The organism is Kiloniella sp., assembly GCF_965205715.1.
In the GTDB taxonomy this organism is placed as follows: Bacteria; Pseudomonadota; Alphaproteobacteria; order Kiloniellales; family Kiloniellaceae; genus Kiloniella.
Genome location: NZ_CBDBHW010000006.1, coordinates 227524 through 247535 on the forward strand (window position 1 = coordinate 227524; position 20012 = coordinate 247535).

Here is a 20012-nt window from a genome sequence, read left to right on the forward strand (position 1 = left end):
TTTGCGGGATAGCTGTTTATTTCCAAAACTAAAAAACCTTCTCAAGCCCTATCGCTTAAGAAGGTTTTTTAGCAGTTGTAGCCACAGCATTATCTTGCATTGCTACGGCAGGGAGCCCCAAGGCGCAAGCTATCACACCCTCAGGAATCAACAGGAACAAGAAAGATTAGGAAAGTCGAGCATCAAGAAATCAGGCCAGAGAGATCACCGCTAAGCACGTCGCTTAAACCCGTTGTATCCAATAGAGGTGCAGAGCACAGATCGATATCCATCAAATCTCCATATGACAGGCGACCGCGCTCTGGTAGCGTATGCGCCCCCAGACGAGCAGCAGTCGTAAGATCTATACCCTCTAGTGATAAATCGGTTTTGTGATCAAGAAACTCTGTTTTCATTTCCATGTGTAAACACCCTCGGCATTCCATCCTGTGATGAAATCCATACTAGGGCCTTTAACAAAAAAAGGGTGTAGCATGGTGGGGGCAAAGCTAGGGCATTCCTGTGATGAAAAACTTTACATAATGTTAACCATAACATTCGCAGAATATTTTTATCCTATAAATCAGTCTGTTAACCGAAACTCACTATTCCTCCGATTCCAAAATATGGTTAACAAGCCTGGTGAAGCCGTTGGTAACATTGAATTTTACCGACCTCTAAAACATAACGACGACGACGAGATAACAAACGGTCGAAACAACGCAAAATTTACCAAGCAATATCAGCTACTTAGATAATATTTAAAAAAAATCATTTTTTTGTAATTTTCCTCTTGAGTAATTCAAACGAATCACCTAAATTCCGCCTCGTCGACACGGTGACTGTCAAACACAGTCAGACAAGAAAACAACGTGTACGACCTATGTGCCTCTATAGCTCAACTGGTAGAGCACCTGATTTGTAATCAGGGGGTTCCGGGTTCAAGTCCTGGTGGAGGCACCACTTTTCTTCTTTATATATCATTGTCTTACTCCTCTTTTATCGACTTCTTGTTTGTTAAAATCAGGGGCTTGTGTGCCACCTAGTGTGCCAGTCACAACGACCGCAAAAGGTCGTAATGACCTCACTCTTCATAAATTCTATCCATCTCCTCTTGTATATCTTCGAAGGTCAAATGAACGTAAGACTTCGTCATTTTTGACGTCTTATGTCCCATGATTTTATTAAGAGCGTTTTCACGCCCTCTTCTCTGTTCCCACCAAGTTGCAAAGGTGTGACGAAGATCGTGAAACCTAAAGTCCTCAATTTTTGCTTTTTCTACAGCAGGATTAAACCAATTTTTGAAGGTCGAGTATCCGCTGGCTTTACCGTCGGGGTTCCCATGCCAGAATACCTTCTTACAGGTTGGGTGTTTTACTGTGCGGGAAAGTGTGCGGATCGCTTCAGGTGAAAGCGGAACATCCCGCTTAGTACCGTTTTTGGATATCGCTATATGTAGTGATCGCTTCTGGAAGTCAATGTGGCCCCATTCTAACCTCATTAACTCCTCTCTACGCATCCCCGTTTCAACAGCCAGTTCAAGGATTGCTTTGTGCATCTCGTTCTCTACAGCCTTGTGGAGCTGCTTATACTCAGCCTTACTCAGAAAACGTTCCCGACGTACTTCTTTCAACCTTTTCTTATTGAGAGCCTTAACTGGATTCTCTGTAGGTCCGTCCGGATAGTCCTCCATGTGTGAGAACAATGTGGATAGGAAAGATAGGTCGCGACGAATAGTCGTATCGCTAACCTCCTCCTTCTTCCGCTTCTGGACGTAGGTTTTCAAAGTAGTCGTATCGATCTCGTCTAAATAAAGATCCTCAAGAGTGGAGCGCCAGTTGCGAGCATTATATTTGTAGTTATCAACAGTCTTTTCACGCTTATCGCCGCAGCAGTCCTCGAAAAAGCGCACAACGGCCTCTTTATAAGGTAGGCGCGTCTCCCCCTGAGCTAATGCTTCATGTTCTTGGTATTTTTCTTCGGCGTACTTTTCCGCTTCCCACCTTTTGCTGGTCCGAGTAGATCCTCGAATTTCGACGTTATTGTAGAAGAAACGGTAATACCAGTTTGGGCTCCTTGGCCTTTTGTAAAGCGTGAAGTTTGACATCTTGTTTCCTCTTCTTTCTCCTTACACCACTGTTCAAAGGCTTCGACGTTGAAACGCCATTTTGTGCCTACGCGAGTAGCGCCAGGGATCTCTCCTTGGGCGGCAAGACGTCGTACTGTTCGTGGGGAAAATTGTAAGCGTTCAGCTACTGCTGAAGCAGTTGCGTATTGAATATTCATAAGTCCGTCTCCGGATGGTTGTATAGTAAAGAATAAAATCCTATGGATTTGCAACCCAGCGAGCACCGCTGTACCGCACTTAGATATGTTCCAGATGGAGTGATCTATAAATAACTAACCTAAAAAGTGTAAGCAAATAGAATTAGGGATCAAATTGATCTCTAAATTTCACGATTAATTCACGACACATTTATCTTATTTTTTAGTAAGTTATAAAACTCTTTTGAGATAATTACTCGTTTTTGACGATAATCACTCTCATCTTCATAGAGTTCAATAAGGCTATAAACCCTCATCTGGCTCAAGGTTCTCTTTATGGTTGCATCCGATGCGTACTCCTGGGTAACAATTTCCTTCACAGTTGGGAAACTTCCCCTATTATTCTCTGCAAGGATGTATAAAACGAGTGGAATAGTGGGCCACGGAGTTAAGCTCTGAATAAAATCCTGAAGGCTTTCCATAACCCTGAGGACATCCTGTGCTCTCAGGTTATCCAATAAGTACTACACCAAACGCTTCCTTAGATTTTCTGGATATCTAAGATTTTAATAAAATTTACGCATACGACCTCCTAATATGGGCGTTACTTCTAGTTTGTCTAGACAATTGGTTGAACCAAGACAATTGGAAGCAACCTTTACTTGATTGGTTGCTTCCTCAAAATAGTCTCTACCACCCAATCCAAGAGATAACTTTCTCAAAGAATGACTTCGGCTTTGGCTTCACAACTGGTTCTCGCTCTCTGACCAATGAGTGCGAGATCACCTTCCGGATAGGATGTGAACGACTAACCATTGGCCATATAGATGGTGTTTTCACAATTAACTCAGCTAACTTCCCAATATTACTTTTATCAGGTTCTATGATCAATTCATCACGAAGGGTGGCGCAGGGCATACATGTTTTATATGACACTGGAGGTTGTCCGGATTTGATGAAACCTGACCGACGTTCGTAATGGTCCCCTTTAGGGATCTCTGACATACATTCAATACAAACGTGCGACTTATTAGCCTTAGGTGTGGTTACTTTTAATACCATGATATGATCCTTTATGGATTAAGTTGGTTAGACAATACCGTCTAATCGTACACTCAAGCTATCTCTGATCTCTAACTCCCTGGAGAGAACTTTTTGATAGATATATTCATCGATCCGATCTGAGATTGCCTCCTGAACCAGAGATCTCAGATCTCTTGGAGGGATTGCCTCAGCTTGAGTAGTTAAACCATCAAACGATCGCTTGTCCGTAGGTTTTGGAGGAGCGGTAGGCAATCCCATACTCTCGACTTGATCTGGAGTGACAGCAAGTCGGGTTACATTAACCTCTCCACCATACTCATGTATGAAGGCCTGTAGATCCTCATCTAAGCTCTTACACATGTGAACACCCGAAGGATCGTGGTCGCCAATATGTAGGATTTCAACACTATCGTAATTCGAGAGTTCTAATGCGAGGTTATGTTTTGTTGTTACACTATCAAACCCACCGCTTGATAGGACTGTTATACTATAATCCCTACAAGCAGAGGCAAGTTGAGGGACCATACCTCCTGCCTCACACCACACAAGGAGGCGCTGATCCTGATCTTCTTGCCTATCCAGCTTGAAACTATTGGCGGAGCTTTTAAACGTGTTTACAAGCTGCTGTTCATTATCCCAGAAATGAGGAACTTCCCGGGTTAATCCGTCGTCGCGAATAGTATCCATCGGTATCATTCGAGCTCTACGAGCTCTATTCATTACCTCGCACAATCGCTTATAGTCTTTCTCCGTCTTGGCGTAATCATAGTTGGATACCAACATGTAGAAGACCTGACGAAGGGTCAGCGGTAAAATATCACTATTCTCGTCAATGATATTACCGACCTGTTTAATAAGTAACTGGGTGGCTGGTTTAGGCTTCCAGTTGTGGATAAATCCCCGAGGTCTACTCATCACCATACTCCTCAATCAGAGCCCAGTATTCAGACATTTTCATAAGCTCACATCCCTCTTTAGGAGGTTCATGTTTTCCGTCATCGTCTATAGGAATGCCAACGACGTGGAGATCTCCATGCTTGTCGCAGATAGGAGAGCGTATATAGCGACCCCTTACAATTCTCTGAGAACTGGTTTGAAGTATCTCTGCTAAAACGCCAGAGTTTGGAATAAGGGGCAGCTCTTTGAAGATTTTAAGATCCTCAGAACATTTCTTATTCTTAAGGCCCGGTCGATATGCATCATTGTCTCGAACATATCGGTTTCTCACCCAACCTTCAGGTATTTCTCCCCTTGGGAATGCATAACCGCTGACAAAACTCCCGTAGAAAAAGTTTTGCGCTCCCTTTGTTTCGCCGAACTCTTTAATCTTGTCGAAAGCAGAGAGCCTATCAGCATAAAACTGGTCCATCTCTGTGATAACGTCTGCGCCTGTTATTTTATAGTAGGCGTAATCAGGAGAAATATTAGACATAAGACACCTCCGACTTATCGTCACGGATACCTTTGAAACGAGCATGTCTTAAGGATCCGTCCGGTGTTTCTTCGTGGTACTCAACTTCAATAAGTTGGTCGACTGGAGGATTGTCCCAGAAGCGAGCTCGGTCAGCATCTGTAAAGCCCATGCCGATGGAGGTTTCAACTCCTTTGAAATCGCAGATTAAAGCACCAAGGGAACCTCTATATTTCCCCTCCCCTTCTTCGAAACCTGTCACCTTGATGTCGGCTGACAATTGATCTTTGATCTTCATCCAGTTGTAAGACCGTTTTGTATCGTAGGTTCCTTCCAATGGTTTGACGATGATGCCTTCCAGACCCCGGGCTCTCATGTCAGCATAGAGCTGGAGAACTTCCTCATCAGTGTGGGCCAGATGTTGTTCGATGACCTTTATGAAGGATGTATCTTCAATCTCAGCCTTTAACTGGACGTATCGTAGGTTTTGGGAAACCGAAGACCCGTTTAGGAATTCTTCCTTGGATAACATTTCAAAGATGTGAAGTTCCGCAGTGGAAGAGGATCCCGTTTTTGTACGGATGGAAGAGGAAGTTTCATTAAAACCTCCGTCAGTGATTTCAGCATCTAAATAGAAGCTGTTCTCACCCAGGTTTAACTTGAGGAGTTCCTCCCGTAAGATCGGTAAGTCGCAGAAGTCATCTTTCCCCTTTCGAGAAAAGAACTTCACTTCCTGAGCAACTGGATCTACGTAAACCAGGGTTCGAAAACCGTCCAGCTTAGGTTGAACTGCCACCGGCCAGCTCTTAATCCTCTTAGGATCGTATTTATGAGCCAGCATGACTTTAAATTCGGGGATCAACTTCTTCTTGATCTTGTTAACTGTTGAAGCTGTAAATCCTGCTCGTAAATCCTTACGAAGAATTCGAGTTAAAATAATACCCTCTTCAGGGCAGAGTGAGGCGTACATTTCTTCAACAGCCTGAACAGCCTTATTACCTGTAAGATCTCTCTGATAAAGAGCCTCTAAAAGCCCTCCTAGTAGGAATGGATCTAAAGAGTTATAAGGCCTCTCCACACCGGTCCCTGGCCGTTCTTCTGTTGGTACTAGTCCAAAGCGTTTGTGTGGGTGATAGGCGAGAATAACAACCTCTTGGAATAGGTTAAACTCCAGATACTTTCGAAGGAGTTCCATCTTGCCGTTACGGCTCGACACTGTAGCGATTTCCTCAATCGCTAGGTAAACATCTTTTAAATTCACGATATGATCCTTTATGGATTAGATTTTATTAGTGTAGTTGTTCTGGTGATCGACTTGGGTAAACTTCATGAGCTTCAAGTCTGCGAAGGCTGGTGAGTTTATCCCCCTGCTCTTCCAGAGTGTTTTTCTCCTGTGAAGCATCTTCAGGAGTACTAAACCAATAGTTGGGTGCAACTTCCCAGTCGAATGCGACTTCACCAGCTTCTTCAACCGCTTCTACGCTGTTGGGGGCGAATAGATCTACTCGTGTAAAAACATCACGCCACTGTTGGTTAGAGGGAGAAAAATCGCCCCCGCGCAGAATTACCGTGTAATGTTGGATATCAGTGGACACTCACTTTCTCCAATTTTGAAAGCTCAGAAAGGGTTTTCCTGAGCGTCTTAACCCGCTCCATATTTCCTTTAGTGTGAGCAAAGTTGTCATTTTCAAGAGTGGCAATTTCAACCTGGATTGATGACTTCAAGTCCTTAAAATTGTGGACCTCTGTAAGACATCCCTCTCTTTCGAAAGAACGAGCAGAAGACCAGCAGGAGGAATAATCTCCGACGCGTGCTGGAATACTGTCCTTTAAGGTTACGAAGGCTACGAAACTCATGCTGCAATCTCCTTCTTATCTTTAAAGAGAAGGATTGCTTCAGCCCGATGCTTTATCATCTCAAGCTTCAGCTTCGTTTGTTCGTAAGCATGGGTCGCATTACGGAACCAGTTCTCGCCACGGTCCGAACCGTAGTAACCGCTTTTGTACCGTTTAAATTGAACCTCCAAGCACAGTAGAACACGCTGAAGATTGAGTTCAGCACCTTTACATTCATGAGCTGTGTTTAAGGAGTTCGGGTCTAGTTTTCGGACTTCCTCAGAAGTCATAAGGTCAGATTGAATAGGCATAATTTATAATATCCTCACGGATTAGGGGTTGAAGAATAGCAAGGGGGATGCACCACGTCCCCCTCTAAAAACGCAAGTATAGTGTACTTAAAAATTTAGTCGGGCTTGTCGACAACGATCATGATGGTTGAGACACCGGTACCACTAGGTTTGAAGCTACCTTCAGGCAGTTCAATCTTGTGGCCGTCCAACATTTCGAACCATTGGCGGAAGCTCTCGGCTTTCTTACCTGATCGGAAGAAAGGCGCCGGTGACATAATTGCGACCAGTCGGCCTCCAGGTTTTAATAAATTGAAAGCCATCCGGACGTGAACAATATCCTGCTGGTTTTCAAACGGAGGGTTCATCAAAATCCGATCATACTTTTCAGTAAGATCCGCCTCCATTAGATCGTGACCAACGAGGTTGTGATCTTTGAGCTTAAGAATATCTCGGAGGGTGTTCCAAGGTTCAATGCAATCCACAAACTCGGTAATATCGCGGACAAGGTCGGCAATAGCACCACTACCAGCTTCGGGTTCCAGCACGTAGTGATTGGCCCGAACGTCAGCTTGTTCCAACATCATTTCCACAATCGGACCTGGAGTAGGAAAATACCCCGGGATATTTGCGAACTTAAGATCACCAACCATGGAACGAAGAGCTTCTGCTTTCACCTCTTCTTCTGATTTTGGTTTTAGGAGAGCCCAAGCTGCAATTGCTTGTGGAGTTTCAGAAAAAGGCTTACCCAGCATGTGGGGAACGTTGTAATAACCCTGAGCAGGTTCGTAAGCTTCCTCCATCAACTTATAGACAGCCTTCTTAGTTGTCACAGCCATAAGAGCTGAAGGAACAGTTCCAGCCTCGTGCATATCAGCAAGAGCGTTGAGGACAGTCTGGGTACGTTTTAAACGCTCCCCTTCTTGTCGGGCAAAAGCGGCCTGCTGTTGTTGTTTAAGAGTGTTCTCTCGACGATCAGCAAACTTATCGTCGATAGACTTCTGCAGTTTACCCGCCATTTCCCGAAGTCTTTCAGCCAAGTTTGTATTCTTGGGCGCCGGCGCTTTTGCCCCAGGTTGTTCTGTATCTATTTCACCTTGGATCTGCTGGGAAAAAGATAGAGCGTCATCAAACATCTTGAAGGCAAATCCTGCTGGAGTTTTCCCCCACTTTCTGGAGTACCAACCACCGAGGCCTCTTGCCAACTCTCTCTGTTGATCAAACACGTCCCGTTCAACACGTTCAGAGTTCACGACAATGAACATCTGGAACCCTTTCTTAGTGTGGGTGTGTTCCTCAATCGCAAAATTGGAAGAGTAGGATAGTTTTATCTCAGGAAGTTCGGGAGTAGGCTCGCTCCACTCAAATCGATAGTCACAAATCTGGCGACCAACACTGTCTCCCCAACCTTCAGGATAAGTAGAGCCCAGCTTTCCGGCGCTGTAGTTCTCAAGGTTCACAGGTAAGAAATCTGTTTGATAGGCTACAACATCTGGATGCTCTGAGATGAAGCGATCTACTGCAGCTTGGTTGGCAAGAGCAGAGTAGTCCCGTTGAGTAAAGACGTATTTCAGATCTCCAAACGCTTGGTTAAAGGGGGATACGTTACGCTCGTAGATGTCTTCCATCCCATTGAAGTTACCAGCTTGGTATCTATCAACGATCTCGTCGACCACCTTCACTGTAGGACCGTCGGTCCAACCGATCCGAGCTACATCGTAACCGTCTTTGCGAACTGAAAACTTCGTGTGAGGAAAATGTTTCTTCAAATCCAGGCGGATGTTTTTCATCGCAAGCGTATCACCTTCCTGAAGAAGATGAGCGTGTTCTGGATCCGTTTTAAGCCGTTGTACCTCAGCGTTAAAGAGGGCTTGTTTATCTTCTTGCTCTTGGGCTTCCTTTTGTCGACGTTCATCAACATCTTGCTGGACCACAGCGATTTCATATTCTGTCGCAATCCCATCGCGAATTTCATATCCACCGCCCCGGAGAATGGTTTCAGGAATATGTGTACTCTGTGTCCCTTCCAAGAACACAATGTCGAAGGTTGCTCTTCCTCCGCTGAGCATAATTCCACAAGTGTTCGTGCAGCTGGCAGGATCCTGCTTTCCATGGATTTCTTTAATGTATCCGAGGCCGTGTCGGTTTGAGAAAATGTGTTGACCGATTTCGAGAATGTAGGTTGCAGTGTCGATAGTCATAATATGATCCTTAATGGATTGGGTTAGAATTAATCGGGAATAATCCCTGAAGCTTGATAGTCCCCTAGGACGGTGCAGAACTGGGAATAACTGTCAGCCTTTGCGACTGTTAGAAGTTCCTGAACTCCTTTCCGATAGCCGGTATCGTGACCAGCGTCGGCTGCGATAATTCCCGCTAGGAAGAAAAGGACGAGTTTGAAGTTCATGCCGCTAACCTCACCTTTCGGGTCTCCATTGCCTGAAGAACTGCGACAATCTGAGGAACTTCTTTTTTAACTCGATTTCTCTCAGGGGCAGTTAGGGTTGAAGCCTGATTGAGATCAGATACCCAGGAGTAATCCGTATGGGTTCCAACGTGGGTCGTTCTGCTGCTTACGACGAGGTACTGTCCCTCATCGTTGAGGGCTACGTAGAGGTGGCTCATGCCGCGTCCTCCACTTTTACACACTCGCGGATCTGGCTCATCATATTGTCCAGCTCTTCGTCAGCTGTATCTTTTGAGCTAATAAGGGCGCGAGTTTTGTGGTGAAGACTGTGGGACTTCTTCAGTAAAGCTTCAAGAAGGTCAATACGTGCTCTATCATTAATGATTTGACTATCGACATCGCACCCCTCTTCTTCAAGAGCATCCAGCTGCTCAGAAAGTTCGCTTTGAACCTTCTTGTAGTGGTCGATTTCAGCGAAAAGATCTTTTAAAACCTCTTCTAATATAACAATGATAGCTGACTTGCCGTGATAACCGTTGATCAGCGCGTTAGCGATGACCCAGACTGGTTCTCCATTCAACCAACTTGTTGAAATGTGATCTTCTTCATACCCATTCTTATGTGTGAGCTCTACCTTGTAACCTTGTTCGGCGGTGGCTTTAACGATTTTATTTACGAAAATTTGTGGGTCTAATTTTAACATTTAATAAGTTCCTTCTCGGATTGGATTAGTGGTTCATAAATTCAGCCATCAGGCCGTCGTATTCAGGTTCAGGATGTAGTTTTTTCTCTCCTATTCTGAATTTCTCAACGGCTGACAGATGTCCGGCCTCTTGATTACAAGAGCGACATGCCAGAGCTAGATTGTTGATGTGGTTAGGGCCTCCGCAGTTAAGAGATACGACATGCTCTAAGGTGAGATACTCAGAAGTGGTTCCACAGTAGACGCACTTCTCTCCATCTCGTTTAACAAGCGTATCGTAATGTTGACCTCTTTTCGTTCGTTCCCCTGCAGGACATTTACCGTCCCACTTTTCCCCGTTGCAGTAGGCGTCAAAAGCTTCTTTAGATACTCCAGTTACACTTCTAGAACCGTGTTTATTGGTGTAAACGATGCCGACCCCGGTACTTCCCCGAAAACGGAGTACTTCCCACTCACTGGTGGGCTCCAAGATTTCAGCTCCTGCAGCTCTAAGCCATGTTGCGAACTGTTCGAGCTCCAGGCATAGGCGGCTCAAACTGGCAGGGGGATACTTACTCATGATCGGTTCGTATTACGTAATACGACCTCTTTCCAGTCAGGTTTGACCTGCAACTCATCGTCAACACATTCATTCAAGAACAAGGGAACGAACTCAAAATCAAAAGGATCGACGTAACCCGCCTCCTCTGCGACTTCCCACGCTGCATCTAGAGCAGGAACGAGTTGGGCGAACATGTCCCGTAGCTCCACTGTTCCATTATCTCCCCGAAGATGTTCAACATATGGGTAGCTTGTGGGATCTTCCAGGTAGGTCTCCCAAAGGGTCATTGCTGACGTAGCAAAGTTGAGAGTTTCTTGAGGGATTTCTTTTGTCATAATAAGATCCTTCCATTCGGATTGAATTGTTGTTATTGTCGGAGGGCGGTAGGAACCTAAAAGGCCCCTACCCCCTTACAGGACACTGTCCGGCTTAATCTGACAGCAAATCTAGAATTAGCCGGACAAGTATCCGTATAAGGATCACAACAAGCTTCTTAAGCATGTTGAACCCTCCGAAAATACTAACCTTCAAAATTGAAAATTAGGCGGTAAACCGCGACGGCCACTAGGACCGTTTCGACCTGACGGTCTCGTCAGGCGGTTGGAGATTTCTTTGGGATTGAGTTGTAGATTTTCTCTACCCGTTCGTGTTGCTCTTTCCCTTGATTAAGATCCTCTCTGGAGAGCATAGCTGTCGCAAAGAACAACATTCCCCAGTCATCTTCGAAAAGATCTCCTTCCTCTCTATGTTTGTTAAGAAGATCCTCTACAAACTTTACAACAGGTATTAGGTTCTCTTCGATTGAAGCCTTCAAACTACTCAACTCGTCAGCGGCCTCAGATAATTTGTTTTCAAGATCTTGAACTTCCTGACTTGTGGGTTGGTTAAAATGTTCAACTGTAGCCAGGATCCGTTCCTTATCTGGGTGCAGATCCAGTTCGTGAGGATAGAAGGGAGTTTTCATGCTGCCCTCATTCGATTTAGAGTTAATCCGCCCCACTGATCCGCCATAGCGTCAGCAATACCTGGGAAGAATTTGCTTCTCTCTTTCCAGCGGTCTTTACCCGGGCTGGCCTTATGGCATTCATCTCGGGCAGTACTCCCGTCGAGTAACCCTGTAGGTGTTAACTTTGGAAGGTTCTTCAGCCAGAGGCAGGTTTTCTTTTTGACGTTGTCCTCAGTTTCATCTGCCTTTGCAAATTGCCAAGGTTGGATGGCTTGAGCATGAGGTTGGAAATTATCTATCCGTTCCTTAGCGTGTTTGTGCATGACGGGATTTTCAATCGCGACTAAGGGGACATCAGCATTCCACAAAGAGGAGAATAGTTTGACGCCCTTGCGTAGGCCGTCCCACATGAAGGCTAGGCGCTCTTTCTCATTCATCGCAGCATAGGCAGCTCGTTCCATATCTGTGTAGTAACTGGCCTCTAACCGTTTTGGAGGAGAGCTGAGCCACCGAACCCCACTATTACACAAGCGGGTACAGGGTGGATGCGCGACCATTAAGAGGTCCCAGTCGTCCATATTGATGACGTTTAGAACGTCGTCCTGAATGTGGCGATTAGTGTTTGTATCTGCAGGAAGAAGGTCACACGACCAAGCGTCGTGGCCTCTTGCGAGGAAGGCGTCACGGACAATTCCGGACGTCTCGCAGCCGATTAAAACTTTCATGTATTAGATCCTTCACGGATTGGATAGAGGTTGCTCTTTAATTACACAGATTTCGAACTTCCCATACACGTAGAGATCCTTGCTGTTCTTGTACCAGCCTTGGACAATTCTCCAATCAGAGCACATGAAGCGAACCTCTTCCTCAGAGATGGGAAGCTTTCCACAACTAACTAGAAGCAAGGTGAGGAAAATGAGAAAAATGAGCCTGTATCTCATAGTCCTTTCGTCTCCCACCATGGGTCATACTGAAACGGAAGATCCAGCCAGGGGGTTCCGTCTGTTTCTGATTTAAAAGTTCTAACTGTTAGAGGAGAATGAAGGTTTTCAGACCTATATTTTAGAATGATCTCTCGGGCTTCTGGAGTAGATTTAACGTAGAGATCGCTCTCATGATTATCGAGCTCGCAATTCGCCTCAAGGAGGCGTTGATAGATGGTCATTATAAGATCCTCTCGGATTGGATAGATATTACGTAATACCTGGGGTTACATTGCTACAATTCTGTAGCGATCTCGGTCCATCTTGGCGTCTTTACGATCCTGCATAGCTTCTCGGATCGCATCTAGCGCAGACTGGAATGTTGAGAAATATTGCAGCTCATCATCTACGCGCCACACGTTCTCCCAGCCGTAGATAAATTCGGTTTGAACTTCGTACCTTGCTGCAATTGCTGGTACTCCCTGAACACTCTCCCCGCACTTACTACAGAGACGGGTTCCGGTTTTTGTTTCAGGGGCGTGTTCTGTACCGCAGTTGGGACAGTTGAATAGGTGTTTCACAATAAGATCCTCACGGATTAGGGTGGAGACTAGTCTCCCGTTAAATAATATCCTTTATTGGTCGGAGTTCGCCAGGAGTACGATCATCTTTTTTCATCGCTGCCCAGGTAAATCCATTCTCTCTGAAGATTGATCGAAGAGCCGTGTCGATATGGTCGTCATTTAAATAGGCATATAGATGAAGATCACCTTCTTCTAGTCCGTCAGTTATTCTTATTTTTGAGGCGTACAACATAGCTTCTCTAAACTCCCGAGGTTGATAGAAATTAGAGAAATAGTAGGCTTCAACATTCGGATTACAGTTGATGGCTTTTTCTATAAAATTCTTTAAAATTTCATAGTCTTCAGGCTTTATCTTCATTTTCATCAACCTGTTTGGTTTTAGGTATAGATAAAGGTGGAAATCTCAACCTGCTCATAGCTTTGGAAACGTCAGCTGCCGAAGTAGAAAACTGATTAAAAACTCTCTGGAAATCAACGATTACCTTATTGAACCTGACTAAAGCTTCAGGATCTGGGCCAGTTTCGTATATTGTAATTTCCTCAATCTTTTTTGACATGACGCCTCCATTTCTCAGGAATACTAGTACATCCAAACTCTTACTTCCATCAGTATGTCTCCCAATCTCTACCACCTGCTGCCTTATACTTCTCGTAGGCCACTTGGGCCTTATCGTAGTAAAACTTCCGAGCATCGGGAGTTGAACAATTATCCCCCCTATCGACAAGTTCAAAGTGTTGACGTTTATACTTCTTACGGTCTCGGGCTCGTTTCTCCTTCTGAGCCGGTGTTAATTTCTTCATAATAAGATCCTCTCGGATTGGATGGGTATTACGTAATACCTCTAGGCATTTTATGAGGTTTATACAGAGGTCCCCATTTAGGATTGGGACCTGCTGCTTTTATAAAGGTTTCAACAACCCTCTCAGGTGAATGTGTTTTAAGACAATCCCTGAATTCTCCGGCAACTCGTCGACCTTTAAAACCAATACAATGGCCATCGCTGTATCTGGCAATGGTGAGAAGACCGGTTTCGTATTCGACGAGATAATCCTGGGTCTCAGCTAGGATGGTCATGATTTCTTATTCACCGCTTCAACAATTAAAGGACCATCAAGGTGACCGATATGTTCGGTAACAATGTTTGTGTCAGCGTCCTCAATCCAATCGTGGCGACCTGAAGCGTTCACGGAAGAGGCTATATTATGGTAGGTCCAAGGTAGTGGAGAGTGATGACCAGTTATTAGCTCTCCTACAAAATTTGCTGCTACGACTGTTCCCTCGCCCATCTCCAGGTAGAGATCAGACCCTGCAAAGAAGTCATCATAACTACCGATGTTGACCATAAGGTCTGCAATATCGTGAGGACTGGCGTCCTCCAAGGACGGTTGATCTTCTACATCAAGATTAGCTTCTACAGCTAAACGCTCTCGCTGATCTGGATCGAGATCCTCTAGAGGGAATTCGAGTGTGACACGTAGTGTTTTAGACATGATATGATCCTTACGGATTGAATTAGAATTGGGCTGGAATTTCTACATGTGGGCTAAAGCACTAGGGTCGATAGACTTCACATTGATGAGTTCACCTGGAATACCTCGCTCTACATAGGTTCCCGACTTGACGGGGGTGGACATTACTTTCCAGTCATTATTGTCCTGTTTATTCAGGAAACTGTGCATATCGTCCGAGTGTTTAAAGGCTTTGACCTTCACGCGATATTTGAAACCGTTACCAATTTTTACGTCTTTGCGGATTGAGTACATGAGAGTTACTCCTGTTAATAAGTTCCAACTAAGGAATGAAAGGGCGTTATCCCCACGAATACCAAGAGCCTTCACGTTGTAAGGCGAGGGCGAGGGTGGTTTCGTCGTGATTAACACAACGACCTGCAGCTATTAAGGTTGCTAAAACGATACTGGTTGTCTTATTTATGTCTTGGCTCGGGTCTTGAAGCATTGAATGATCAAGAGCGTACATCGCTCCACTATCTGCTGCTTCTTGTGCCGAGGCGTAATCGCCCGGACGATAGATGCCGAAGGTATTCATAAGTTTCTCCTAAGCTGCAGCAAACCAATCTGGTTTTCCCGTACTGGCGAAAGCTTCCTCTCCCTTCACCTTCATATTCACTGGCATAACGACGGAGAATATTTTTTCAGATGCTCCGTATCGTGCGATATGAGCGTCTGTTGCATTATCACCTACGATCCAAACCGGTGTAAGTTTATTCCGACTGGGGGTTAGTATCTTGGCTACATCCTTAATATGGTCGAGGATGGGAACGTTGAAGGCCCCGGAGGATGTGAGACCTTTTATATCGGGCACAATATGTCTAAAATTAGGGTAGGTGCCGTCTATCTCTTTCACCGGTTCCATGTGAAGGATATTGTGGTGTCCGTCGAGTACCTTAATGACGCCATCGTCTATTTCCACTGTTGAGGCGTTGGACTTCTTCGCTGCAGTTTGTACCTTTTTACTAATTGGCAGGATCGCACCTTGGCCTGCTTCCAGACCTGTTTCCTCCTGCGCGCAAGTGAAAATATTACCGTCGGTAGCGGCCATCAGGCCGTTCTCAAAATATACTCCGCATATGTAGTAGCGGGTTTTATCTGTTGATTGAGCTAGGGAAACAGCCGCCAGCAGTTTTGCGTTCACGTTAATCATGTACTTGGCTCCAAGGTTTTAGGGGCGACTAATTCGCCGTCTTGCATTGTGATTTCGAGGATAAAATCAGGACAGAAATGCCAGTCGAGGGTGTCCCATTTCTCCCAACCATTCAGCTCATGCCATAAAGCGTTACAAGCTGGAGCTAGTTCGGCTAATGCCTCGCGTGTTTGATTAGCACCGAGGTCACTTCGAAATTGACATATAGGATTTGTTCCCGCTTCATCATAAATTTCTAGGTGGGCTTCCCAGAGGCACATTGCGGTGATTACGTCTTGGATATCCATTCCAGGGGTTTGGTCGGCATTACTACTCATTGGATTGCTCCTTTGCTCTAACTATCGCCTCACCTAGATTTGAAAACTCCTTTAACTTTACGTTGTGATCTTTCTCATAACCTTCGAAAAAATTGAGTAGTCCTTCAGAAGCAGAAATAAGAGCTTGCATAGGGGTTTGAGGTATTTCCCCATGGGAGTTAACAGTCAAACGCGCCAGATCGAATTCTTCATTCCAAGAACGATCACATACGTTACAAGTTATCAAGCGTGTAACTGTCTCATCATCATCAGTAGTGAATTCATCAGCGTGTCCATGTTCGCTTAATTTAGATCCACAACAGACACAAAGGGTAGGTCTGAAGACGTTGCTCATGAGTGGCTACTCCAGATAGGGCAGGCTAAAGACCCGTGATTGACCCAAGCCCCTTCCATTTTGACTTCCTCATCAACTTTGACTAAGGCGCTAAATTCCCAAGCGACTTTCTTACCGTCAAGGTTGACGACTTTATTATCTATCAACTTCAGTTCGAGGTGATGGTCTTCTTTGGCGGGATATAGGAACTGGTTCTCGACCAGTTTAGATAACCATCGTTCGCTATCCGCCGTCTTGCGGGATTTATAGGCAAATTGATAATTTCCACTATCAACACCCATTTTATATAGCGTCTCTTTCATCTTCAGTTCGTGACGCAGGGTGTTCGCAAAGATACGACGGGTCTCGTCGCAGCTGAATATTAGCATTGTATTGATCCTTCTCGGATTGGTCGTGCGATCCTCTCGGATTGGTCTTAGGCAACCTCAGCCTGCGTTTTTCCTGCAGCTTTAATTGTCAATAACATTGAGTGGCGAACGTGAAACGGTAGATTGTAGTAAGCCTTCACCAATTCCATGGTCTCTCGTCTGTTAAAGTCCGGTTTCTCAATGTTTATAGGTTCCACATTTTCTTTAAATGTGATGTAACCAGGAGACTGTTCCATCACCTCTTTAGGTATATCTGATAAAAAATAATCTGGCACTTCATCTAAGACGCGACATAGATCGACGATGCGAGCTCCGGATACTCGGTTGGCGCCCTGTTCGTATTTCTGGATCTGTTGGAAAGTGAGGCCCATTAACCGTCCCAGCTCCCCCTGCGACATGCCTTTGAAAGTACGAGCAGTTCGGATTTGCTTGCCGATATAAACGTCAACAGCGTTAGGTTGACCTTTAATTTTTCCGTTCGGGTTCGGGTTCTTTTTCATAATATGTTCCTTTGGATTGTATTGGTCTTAGGTATTACGTAATACGACGTAATAGAAGCTCGCCCCCATGCCAGTCTCACGATATGGCACATCTGGAGCCTGCCCCAGAAGCCGAATTGAAGGGCGAGCTACTGTTAGGTCGCGGGTCTATACCCTGCTACTCGATATAGGTCAGAGTATTCCGAAACACATTTGATCCATGTGTGGTCGTTTTGCCATCCTCGGTCTAGCAATAACCAAGATGAAACTCCTTCGTAACCAAGTTCCTCATAGAAGTCAGAAGTAGCTGCAAAGAGTGTCTCGTCGATCTTTCGAAAATACTCATATATCTCAGTGAGCTTAGGTTTATCTGGATGGCCAGCGTTTAATATGGGCCATTGAGCGTCTATCTGCTCCAACATATGGTTTCGTAGCCTGTGTGTAATACGATACGAAAGTTGTAAACAGTTATCGAATTCAAGATCGATAGATGGAAACTCTCCAATTAACCTCTGAGCAAAAACGCTTGTCTCATGAGTTGCACATAGACCGTCTCGCATCTCGGCTACAATCTCGGCTAAAGCCTCTCTTTCTCGTTTATTCATGAGGTCTTCCTTCCTTCGTAGTACTCATAGATTTGAGACGCGATCAGGAATACAGGCCAAGCCAAGATGACTGCTGCCATGTTTTGGTAGTGTCTGAAGCTGCTGCTGTTGGGCTTAGGCTTCCAGCCCCAGCCACCCAACCAGTAGAGAATGGCGCCAGCTAACCAGAGGATGCTGAGAGCACCTCCGATTTCAGTCCAGAAGATGATCCACTGCATGGTTTCGAGGAAGCTCATAGTCCATCTCCCTCCCGACAGTCGATTTCTACTTCGACGCAGGCTATACGGATTAATGTTTCAGAACGATTTTCTAAATTGGGGATGAGATGACACTTGTCAGCCAACTCTTTAGAAGCGTAGAAAATTGTCGTTTTACTATCGTCGAAGATGTTGAGATATCCCTTTCGTTGAATACGGGGTACACATTCAACAAGCTTGAGGAGACGTGCGTACTCTCCTTCTACCTCGGCGTGATAGAACTCACCTTCAGCTGTCCAGAAATCGGCACATCCTGAGCCTTCGACTGATCCGATTACAGGGCAATCAGGATTGGGACCGTCAACGCATATGATACGGACAGGATCACCGTCGAGGGTTTCGTACTGTTTATCCATACTGATTATTACAGGTGTTTCGGTCATCGGCCTTTCCTCCTGTAGCTGTCTCTGGGGCGGAACCTCTTCTTGTCGTGATCGTCCTTCAAAACTAAAGGGGAAAGCTCGCGACAAGGCTTCGGAAGTGATGGAGGTGGAAGGTCTAGTACCAGATGATTTAAAGCATCAATTTCCACCTCCACGGTAACTACATCAGCGGCTTCAGCTTCGGATCTAAGTATCGCCTCAGCTGTGAGAATGTTCATCCCAAACGAGAGAGGGTTAATTAGAATTTTACGTTCGGTCACGAGTAGGTCTCCAGTTAATGGGAACAGTCTGACCAGTTCCGGTTTCAAGCCAGTGCTCTCCACGTCGGACAGCTGCCTTCTTACTGCGACATTCGAACCACCAGACGCTGTAGCCGTCGGATCTGAGGACTAGGAACTTCCGATCAGGTTGGTTCTGAATGTCTTCAATTGCGTAAGATCGTTTATGAGACATTATTAACCCTCCGGTGCTGGTGGTAGAGGCATCCAGTGGGTGGGTTCTCCGTCGAGGCAGTTACCGTCTGTGTAACTGTCCCTATCTTGACCTACAGCATCCCAATTATAGCATCTCGAACCTTTGCGTTGGTAAGGGTAGGCGACGGCGAAATAGCCTTTGTCGGTCATGACTAAAACATGCGTTCCATCCTTCGGCGCAGTCTCTATCGGTTGCCATGGGCTTGGCTCCATACCTTGGTCGGACTGTGAGAGGGCTTCGTTGGCGATATCCCCACATCGGAATAACGCCTTAGCGAGCTCATCCGCGTTTAATTCTACCAGCGAGATTTTCTGCAGAGCCTTCAGCAGATCGTTCTGTTGAGCTTGAAGATTTTGGAGTTTCTTATTCTCCCTGAGCTCACCGATTTCCCTAAGTTCCTCATCGTCCTTAGGGCTGATCATGCACTTGTACTCATCGACGAATTCTTCCGAGTTCTCGAATGGATCTTCTGGCAAAGGGGAGTGTTTAGGTTTAGCTGCTTGTTTAGCTCGAATTTGGTTCTTCTTTTCCCAAATTCGCTCCAACTCAGTCCAACCGTTTTGTTCCAAGTTGGTGTCGTTGGCACTACATAACGCAGCTAAAGTTACAATCACTCCACCTACTTCCTGCGACAATTCCCCGACCGGTCGGTTGAAGACATAGTCAACTAATTGATGGGCTTCAGAACTGGTACATCCAGTAGATTGAACCAGCTCTAACGCCTCTTCTAAGAAGCGATGATTACGTTCAATCCGATCTTTACTGATCTCACTTCCGAAACAGGCCTCCATCCAACTATCAACACCAGCTTGGAAGCTAGGCGGAAGCTGCTCAGCTTCTTCGATTGCTGCCGTTGCTTCTATTGCTCGAGAACATCTACAGCATTTATCGACGGAGGTTAGACCACTGTGACAGACGTAGTCGGTGATAGTCTCGCGGCGCTCCGCAAAGGGTTGGAGCGCGTTGATAAGACGGCGGATGACCTTGTCTTGGCTCATGCCGCCACCTGTTTCTTTTTCAGGTTTTGGTTCTGAGGCTTAGGCAGGGTGCTGATGATCGTTTCAGCTCTTTGCGTCGCTTCAGCTCGTGTTGGATATACAGGTGAGATGATGCGGGGATCACCGTTGTTGAGGTGAAGAGTGTACCACCAACCATTGCTGGCGTTGTGAAGCTTGTATGAATACATGATAAGATCCTCTCGGAT

34 protein-coding genes, 1 tRNA gene and 1 pseudogene are annotated in these 20012 nt (G+C 45.5%); 1 reads left to right on the forward strand and 35 read right to left on the reverse strand.

The genetic code is table 11. The features are described from left to right. Positions 1-182: 182 nt before the first annotated feature. Complete coding sequence (locus tag ACOGW3_RS05655) at positions 183-401, reverse strand: hypothetical protein (RefSeq protein ID WP_419902071.1); 219 nt, start codon at positions 399-401, stop codon at positions 183-185. A gap of 465 nt (positions 402-866) precedes the next feature. On the opposite strand from ACOGW3_RS05655, the gene ACOGW3_RS05660 reads away from it, so the two are divergent. After that, positions 867-942: transfer RNA gene (locus tag ACOGW3_RS05660), tRNA-Thr, on the forward strand. Between the two features lie 121 nt (positions 943-1063). Here ACOGW3_RS05660 and ACOGW3_RS05665 read toward each other — a convergent pair. From ACOGW3_RS05665 to ACOGW3_RS05830, 34 genes and pseudogenes are all read right to left on the reverse strand, one after another. Next, entirely contained in the window at positions 1064-2086 is a 1023-nt protein-coding gene (locus ACOGW3_RS05665) for a tyrosine-type recombinase/integrase (protein ID WP_419902072.1), read from the reverse strand. Positions 2087-2118: 32 nt separating this feature from the next. Continuing rightward, positions 2119-2265: pseudogene (locus tag ACOGW3_RS05670) on the reverse strand (helix-turn-helix domain-containing protein); the annotation flags it as partial. A 179-nt stretch (positions 2266-2444) separates the two neighbouring features. After that, positions 2445-2762: a hypothetical protein gene (locus ACOGW3_RS05675; protein WP_419902073.1), complete on the reverse strand. Its 318-nt coding sequence runs from the start codon at positions 2760-2762 to the stop codon at positions 2445-2447. 571 nt (positions 2763-3333) lie between these two features. Next, complete coding sequence (locus tag ACOGW3_RS05680) at positions 3334-4203, reverse strand: hypothetical protein (protein ID WP_419902074.1); 870 nt, start codon at positions 4201-4203, stop codon at positions 3334-3336. Next, the gene (locus ACOGW3_RS05685; protein WP_419902075.1) at positions 4196-4720 is read right to left on the reverse strand and encodes a hypothetical protein; all 525 of its coding nucleotides are present in this window, start codon (positions 4718-4720) and stop codon (positions 4196-4198) included. The genes ACOGW3_RS05680 and ACOGW3_RS05685 overlap by 8 nt, the downstream gene beginning before the upstream one ends. Beyond that, complete coding sequence (locus ACOGW3_RS05690) at positions 4713-5960, reverse strand: hypothetical protein (protein ID WP_419902076.1); 1248 nt, start codon at positions 5958-5960, stop codon at positions 4713-4715. The genes ACOGW3_RS05685 and ACOGW3_RS05690 overlap by 8 nt, the downstream gene beginning before the upstream one ends. A 28-nt stretch (positions 5961-5988) precedes the next feature. Beyond that, positions 5989-6294: a hypothetical protein gene (locus tag ACOGW3_RS05695; protein ID WP_419902077.1), complete on the reverse strand. Its 306-nt coding sequence runs from the start codon at positions 6292-6294 to the stop codon at positions 5989-5991. Beyond that, entirely contained in the window at positions 6284-6556 is a 273-nt protein-coding gene (locus ACOGW3_RS05700) for a hypothetical protein (RefSeq protein WP_419902078.1), read from the reverse strand. The genes ACOGW3_RS05695 and ACOGW3_RS05700 overlap by 11 nt, the downstream gene beginning before the upstream one ends. Continuing rightward, complete coding sequence (locus tag ACOGW3_RS05705; RefSeq protein WP_419902079.1) at positions 6553-6846, reverse strand: hypothetical protein; 294 nt, start codon at positions 6844-6846, stop codon at positions 6553-6555. The genes ACOGW3_RS05700 and ACOGW3_RS05705 overlap by 4 nt, the downstream gene beginning before the upstream one ends. A 95-nt stretch (positions 6847-6941) precedes the next feature. After that, positions 6942-9026 carry an LPD29 domain-containing protein gene (locus ACOGW3_RS05710; RefSeq protein ID WP_419902080.1) on the reverse strand — a complete coding sequence of 695 codons (2085 nt, stop codon included), beginning with the start codon at positions 9024-9026 and terminating at the stop codon, positions 6942-6944. Between the two features lie 29 nt (positions 9027-9055). Beyond that, the gene (locus ACOGW3_RS05715) at positions 9056-9232 is read right to left on the reverse strand and encodes a hypothetical protein (protein WP_419902081.1); all 177 of its coding nucleotides are present in this window, start codon (positions 9230-9232) and stop codon (positions 9056-9058) included. Beyond that, positions 9229-9450: a hypothetical protein gene (locus ACOGW3_RS05720; protein ID WP_419902082.1), complete on the reverse strand. Its 222-nt coding sequence runs from the start codon at positions 9448-9450 to the stop codon at positions 9229-9231. Before ACOGW3_RS05720 ends, ACOGW3_RS05715 begins: the two co-directional genes overlap by 4 nt. Then, the gene (locus ACOGW3_RS05725) at positions 9447-9935 is read right to left on the reverse strand and encodes a hypothetical protein (protein WP_419902083.1); all 489 of its coding nucleotides are present in this window, start codon (positions 9933-9935) and stop codon (positions 9447-9449) included. The genes ACOGW3_RS05720 and ACOGW3_RS05725 overlap by 4 nt, the downstream gene beginning before the upstream one ends. A 25-nt stretch (positions 9936-9960) precedes the next feature. Continuing rightward, positions 9961-10494 (reverse strand): HNH endonuclease, encoded by a 534-nt coding sequence (locus tag ACOGW3_RS05730; protein ID WP_419902084.1) that lies wholly within the window; start codon positions 10492-10494, stop codon positions 9961-9963. Further along, positions 10491-10811, reverse strand: coding sequence for a hypothetical protein (locus ACOGW3_RS05735; RefSeq protein ID WP_419902085.1), 321 nt, complete (start codon positions 10809-10811; stop codon positions 10491-10493). The genes ACOGW3_RS05730 and ACOGW3_RS05735 overlap by 4 nt, the downstream gene beginning before the upstream one ends. Positions 10812-11068: 257 nt before the next feature. Beyond that, positions 11069-11440, reverse strand: a complete 372-nt coding sequence (locus ACOGW3_RS05740; protein ID WP_419902086.1) for a hypothetical protein — start codon at positions 11438-11440, stop codon at positions 11069-11071. After that, a complete protein-coding gene (locus ACOGW3_RS05745) occupies positions 11437-12147 on the reverse strand; it encodes a hypothetical protein (protein ID WP_419902087.1) in 711 nt (236 codons plus the stop codon). Before ACOGW3_RS05745 ends, ACOGW3_RS05740 begins: the two co-directional genes overlap by 4 nt. Positions 12148-12632: 485 nt before the next feature. Then, entirely contained in the window at positions 12633-12926 is a 294-nt protein-coding gene (locus ACOGW3_RS05750) for a hypothetical protein (RefSeq protein WP_419902088.1), read from the reverse strand. A gap of 40 nt (positions 12927-12966) precedes the next feature. Then, positions 12967-13287 (reverse strand): hypothetical protein, encoded by a 321-nt coding sequence (locus ACOGW3_RS05755; RefSeq protein ID WP_419902089.1) that lies wholly within the window; start codon positions 13285-13287, stop codon positions 12967-12969. Continuing rightward, positions 13271-13486, reverse strand: coding sequence for a hypothetical protein (locus ACOGW3_RS05760; RefSeq protein ID WP_419902090.1), 216 nt, complete (start codon positions 13484-13486; stop codon positions 13271-13273). The genes ACOGW3_RS05755 and ACOGW3_RS05760 overlap by 17 nt, the downstream gene beginning before the upstream one ends. Positions 13487-13758: 272 nt before the next feature. Beyond that, entirely contained in the window at positions 13759-14004 is a 246-nt protein-coding gene (locus ACOGW3_RS05765; RefSeq protein ID WP_419902091.1) for a hypothetical protein, read from the reverse strand. Further along, positions 14001-14420, reverse strand: coding sequence for a hypothetical protein (locus tag ACOGW3_RS05770; RefSeq protein WP_419902092.1), 420 nt, complete (start codon positions 14418-14420; stop codon positions 14001-14003). The genes ACOGW3_RS05765 and ACOGW3_RS05770 overlap by 4 nt, the downstream gene beginning before the upstream one ends. A 42-nt stretch (positions 14421-14462) precedes the next feature. Further along, entirely contained in the window at positions 14463-14693 is a 231-nt protein-coding gene (locus ACOGW3_RS05775) for a hypothetical protein (protein WP_419902093.1), read from the reverse strand. Positions 14694-14739: 46 nt separating this feature from the next. Continuing rightward, positions 14740-14976 (reverse strand): hypothetical protein, encoded by a 237-nt coding sequence (locus ACOGW3_RS05780; RefSeq protein WP_419902094.1) that lies wholly within the window; start codon positions 14974-14976, stop codon positions 14740-14742. A gap of 9 nt (positions 14977-14985) precedes the next feature. Continuing rightward, the gene (locus ACOGW3_RS05785; protein ID WP_419902095.1) at positions 14986-15591 is read right to left on the reverse strand and encodes a hypothetical protein; all 606 of its coding nucleotides are present in this window, start codon (positions 15589-15591) and stop codon (positions 14986-14988) included. Then, positions 15588-15908, reverse strand: a complete 321-nt coding sequence (locus ACOGW3_RS05790) for a hypothetical protein (protein WP_419902096.1) — start codon at positions 15906-15908, stop codon at positions 15588-15590. Before ACOGW3_RS05790 ends, ACOGW3_RS05785 begins: the two co-directional genes overlap by 4 nt. Then, on the reverse strand, positions 15901-16242 hold the full coding sequence (locus tag ACOGW3_RS05795) for a hypothetical protein (protein ID WP_419902097.1): 342 nt from the start codon (positions 16240-16242) through the stop codon (positions 15901-15903). The genes ACOGW3_RS05790 and ACOGW3_RS05795 overlap by 8 nt, the downstream gene beginning before the upstream one ends. After that, positions 16239-16610, reverse strand: coding sequence for a hypothetical protein (locus tag ACOGW3_RS05800; RefSeq protein WP_419902098.1), 372 nt, complete (start codon positions 16608-16610; stop codon positions 16239-16241). The genes ACOGW3_RS05795 and ACOGW3_RS05800 overlap by 4 nt, the downstream gene beginning before the upstream one ends. A gap of 47 nt (positions 16611-16657) precedes the next feature. After that, positions 16658-17110, reverse strand: coding sequence for a helix-turn-helix domain-containing protein (locus ACOGW3_RS05805; protein WP_419902099.1), 453 nt, complete (start codon positions 17108-17110; stop codon positions 16658-16660). 580 nt (positions 17111-17690) lie between these two features. Next, a complete protein-coding gene (locus ACOGW3_RS05810; RefSeq protein WP_419902100.1) occupies positions 17691-17930 on the reverse strand; it encodes a hypothetical protein in 240 nt (79 codons plus the stop codon). Then, a complete protein-coding gene (locus ACOGW3_RS05815) occupies positions 17927-18334 on the reverse strand; it encodes a hypothetical protein (protein ID WP_419902101.1) in 408 nt (135 codons plus the stop codon). Before ACOGW3_RS05815 ends, ACOGW3_RS05810 begins: the two co-directional genes overlap by 4 nt. After that, a complete protein-coding gene (locus ACOGW3_RS05820) occupies positions 18331-18642 on the reverse strand; it encodes a hypothetical protein (protein ID WP_419902102.1) in 312 nt (103 codons plus the stop codon). The genes ACOGW3_RS05815 and ACOGW3_RS05820 overlap by 4 nt, the downstream gene beginning before the upstream one ends. 147 nt (positions 18643-18789) lie before the next feature. Then, positions 18790-19806, reverse strand: coding sequence for a DUF551 domain-containing protein (locus ACOGW3_RS05825; protein ID WP_419902103.1), 1017 nt, complete (start codon positions 19804-19806; stop codon positions 18790-18792). Then, on the reverse strand, positions 19803-19994 hold the full coding sequence (locus tag ACOGW3_RS05830) for a hypothetical protein (RefSeq protein WP_419902104.1): 192 nt from the start codon (positions 19992-19994) through the stop codon (positions 19803-19805). The genes ACOGW3_RS05825 and ACOGW3_RS05830 overlap by 4 nt, the downstream gene beginning before the upstream one ends. Positions 19995-20012: the final 18 nt, after the last annotated feature.

Coding starts and splice junctions, on each gene's coding strand:
- ACOGW3_RS05740 (WP_419902086.1), bottom strand. CDS start 11,440: ATGAAAACTCCCTTCTATCCTCACGAACTGGATCTGCACCCAGATAAG.
- ACOGW3_RS05765 (WP_419902091.1), bottom strand. CDS start 14,004: ATGACCATCCTAGCTGAGACCCAGGATTATCTCGTCGAATACGAAACC.
- ACOGW3_RS05775 (WP_419902093.1), bottom strand. CDS start 14,693: ATGTACTCAATCCGCAAAGACGTAAAAATTGGTAACGGTTTCAAATAT.
- ACOGW3_RS05685 (WP_419902075.1), bottom strand. CDS start 4,720: ATGTCTAATATTTCTCCTGATTACGCCTACTATAAAATAACAGGCGCA.
- ACOGW3_RS05665 (WP_419902072.1), bottom strand. CDS start 2,086: ATGTCAAACTTCACGCTTTACAAAAGGCCAAGGAGCCCAAACTGGTAT.
- ACOGW3_RS05725 (WP_419902083.1), bottom strand. CDS start 9,935: ATGTTAAAATTAGACCCACAAATTTTCGTAAATAAAATCGTTAAAGCC.
- ACOGW3_RS05745 (WP_419902087.1), bottom strand. CDS start 12,147: ATGAAAGTTTTAATCGGCTGCGAGACGTCCGGAATTGTCCGTGACGCC.
- ACOGW3_RS05680 (WP_419902074.1), bottom strand. CDS start 4,203: ATGAGTAGACCTCGGGGATTTATCCACAACTGGAAGCCTAAACCAGCC.
- ACOGW3_RS05780 (WP_419902094.1), bottom strand. CDS start 14,976: ATGAATACCTTCGGCATCTATCGTCCGGGCGATTACGCCTCGGCACAA.
- ACOGW3_RS05790 (WP_419902096.1), bottom strand. CDS start 15,908: ATGAGTAGTAATGCCGACCAAACCCCTGGAATGGATATCCAAGACGTA.
- ACOGW3_RS05770 (WP_419902092.1), bottom strand. CDS start 14,420: ATGTCTAAAACACTACGTGTCACACTCGAATTCCCTCTAGAGGATCTC.
- ACOGW3_RS05760 (WP_419902090.1), bottom strand. CDS start 13,486: ATGTCAAAAAAGATTGAGGAAATTACAATATACGAAACTGGCCCAGAT.
- ACOGW3_RS05655 (WP_419902071.1), bottom strand. CDS start 401: ATGGAAATGAAAACAGAGTTTCTTGATCACAAAACCGATTTATCACTA.
- ACOGW3_RS05805 (WP_419902099.1), bottom strand. CDS start 17,110: ATGAAAAAGAACCCGAACCCGAACGGAAAAATTAAAGGTCAACCTAAC.
- ACOGW3_RS05810 (WP_419902100.1), bottom strand. CDS start 17,930: ATGAGCTTCCTCGAAACCATGCAGTGGATCATCTTCTGGACTGAAATC.
- ACOGW3_RS05720 (WP_419902082.1), bottom strand. CDS start 9,450: ATGAGCCACCTCTACGTAGCCCTCAACGATGAGGGACAGTACCTCGTC.
- ACOGW3_RS05710 (WP_419902080.1), bottom strand. CDS start 9,026: ATGACTATCGACACTGCAACCTACATTCTCGAAATCGGTCAACACATT.
- ACOGW3_RS05735 (WP_419902085.1), bottom strand. CDS start 10,811: ATGACAAAAGAAATCCCTCAAGAAACTCTCAACTTTGCTACGTCAGCA.
- ACOGW3_RS05730 (WP_419902084.1), bottom strand. CDS start 10,494: ATGAGTAAGTATCCCCCTGCCAGTTTGAGCCGCCTATGCCTGGAGCTC.
- ACOGW3_RS05715 (WP_419902081.1), bottom strand. CDS start 9,232: ATGAACTTCAAACTCGTCCTTTTCTTCCTAGCGGGAATTATCGCAGCC.
- ACOGW3_RS05800 (WP_419902098.1), bottom strand. CDS start 16,610: ATGCTAATATTCAGCTGCGACGAGACCCGTCGTATCTTTGCGAACACC.
- ACOGW3_RS05815 (WP_419902101.1), bottom strand. CDS start 18,334: ATGACCGAAACACCTGTAATAATCAGTATGGATAAACAGTACGAAACC.
- ACOGW3_RS05755 (WP_419902089.1), bottom strand. CDS start 13,287: ATGAAGATAAAGCCTGAAGACTATGAAATTTTAAAGAATTTTATAGAA.
- ACOGW3_RS05705 (WP_419902079.1), bottom strand. CDS start 6,846: ATGCCTATTCAATCTGACCTTATGACTTCTGAGGAAGTCCGAAAACTA.
- ACOGW3_RS05825 (WP_419902103.1), bottom strand. CDS start 19,806: ATGAGCCAAGACAAGGTCATCCGCCGTCTTATCAACGCGCTCCAACCC.
- ACOGW3_RS05700 (WP_419902078.1), bottom strand. CDS start 6,556: ATGAGTTTCGTAGCCTTCGTAACCTTAAAGGACAGTATTCCAGCACGC.
- ACOGW3_RS05830 (WP_419902104.1), bottom strand. CDS start 19,994: ATGTATTCATACAAGCTTCACAACGCCAGCAATGGTTGGTGGTACACT.
- ACOGW3_RS05785 (WP_419902095.1), bottom strand. CDS start 15,591: ATGATTAACGTGAACGCAAAACTGCTGGCGGCTGTTTCCCTAGCTCAA.
- ACOGW3_RS05795 (WP_419902097.1), bottom strand. CDS start 16,242: ATGAGCAACGTCTTCAGACCTACCCTTTGTGTCTGTTGTGGATCTAAA.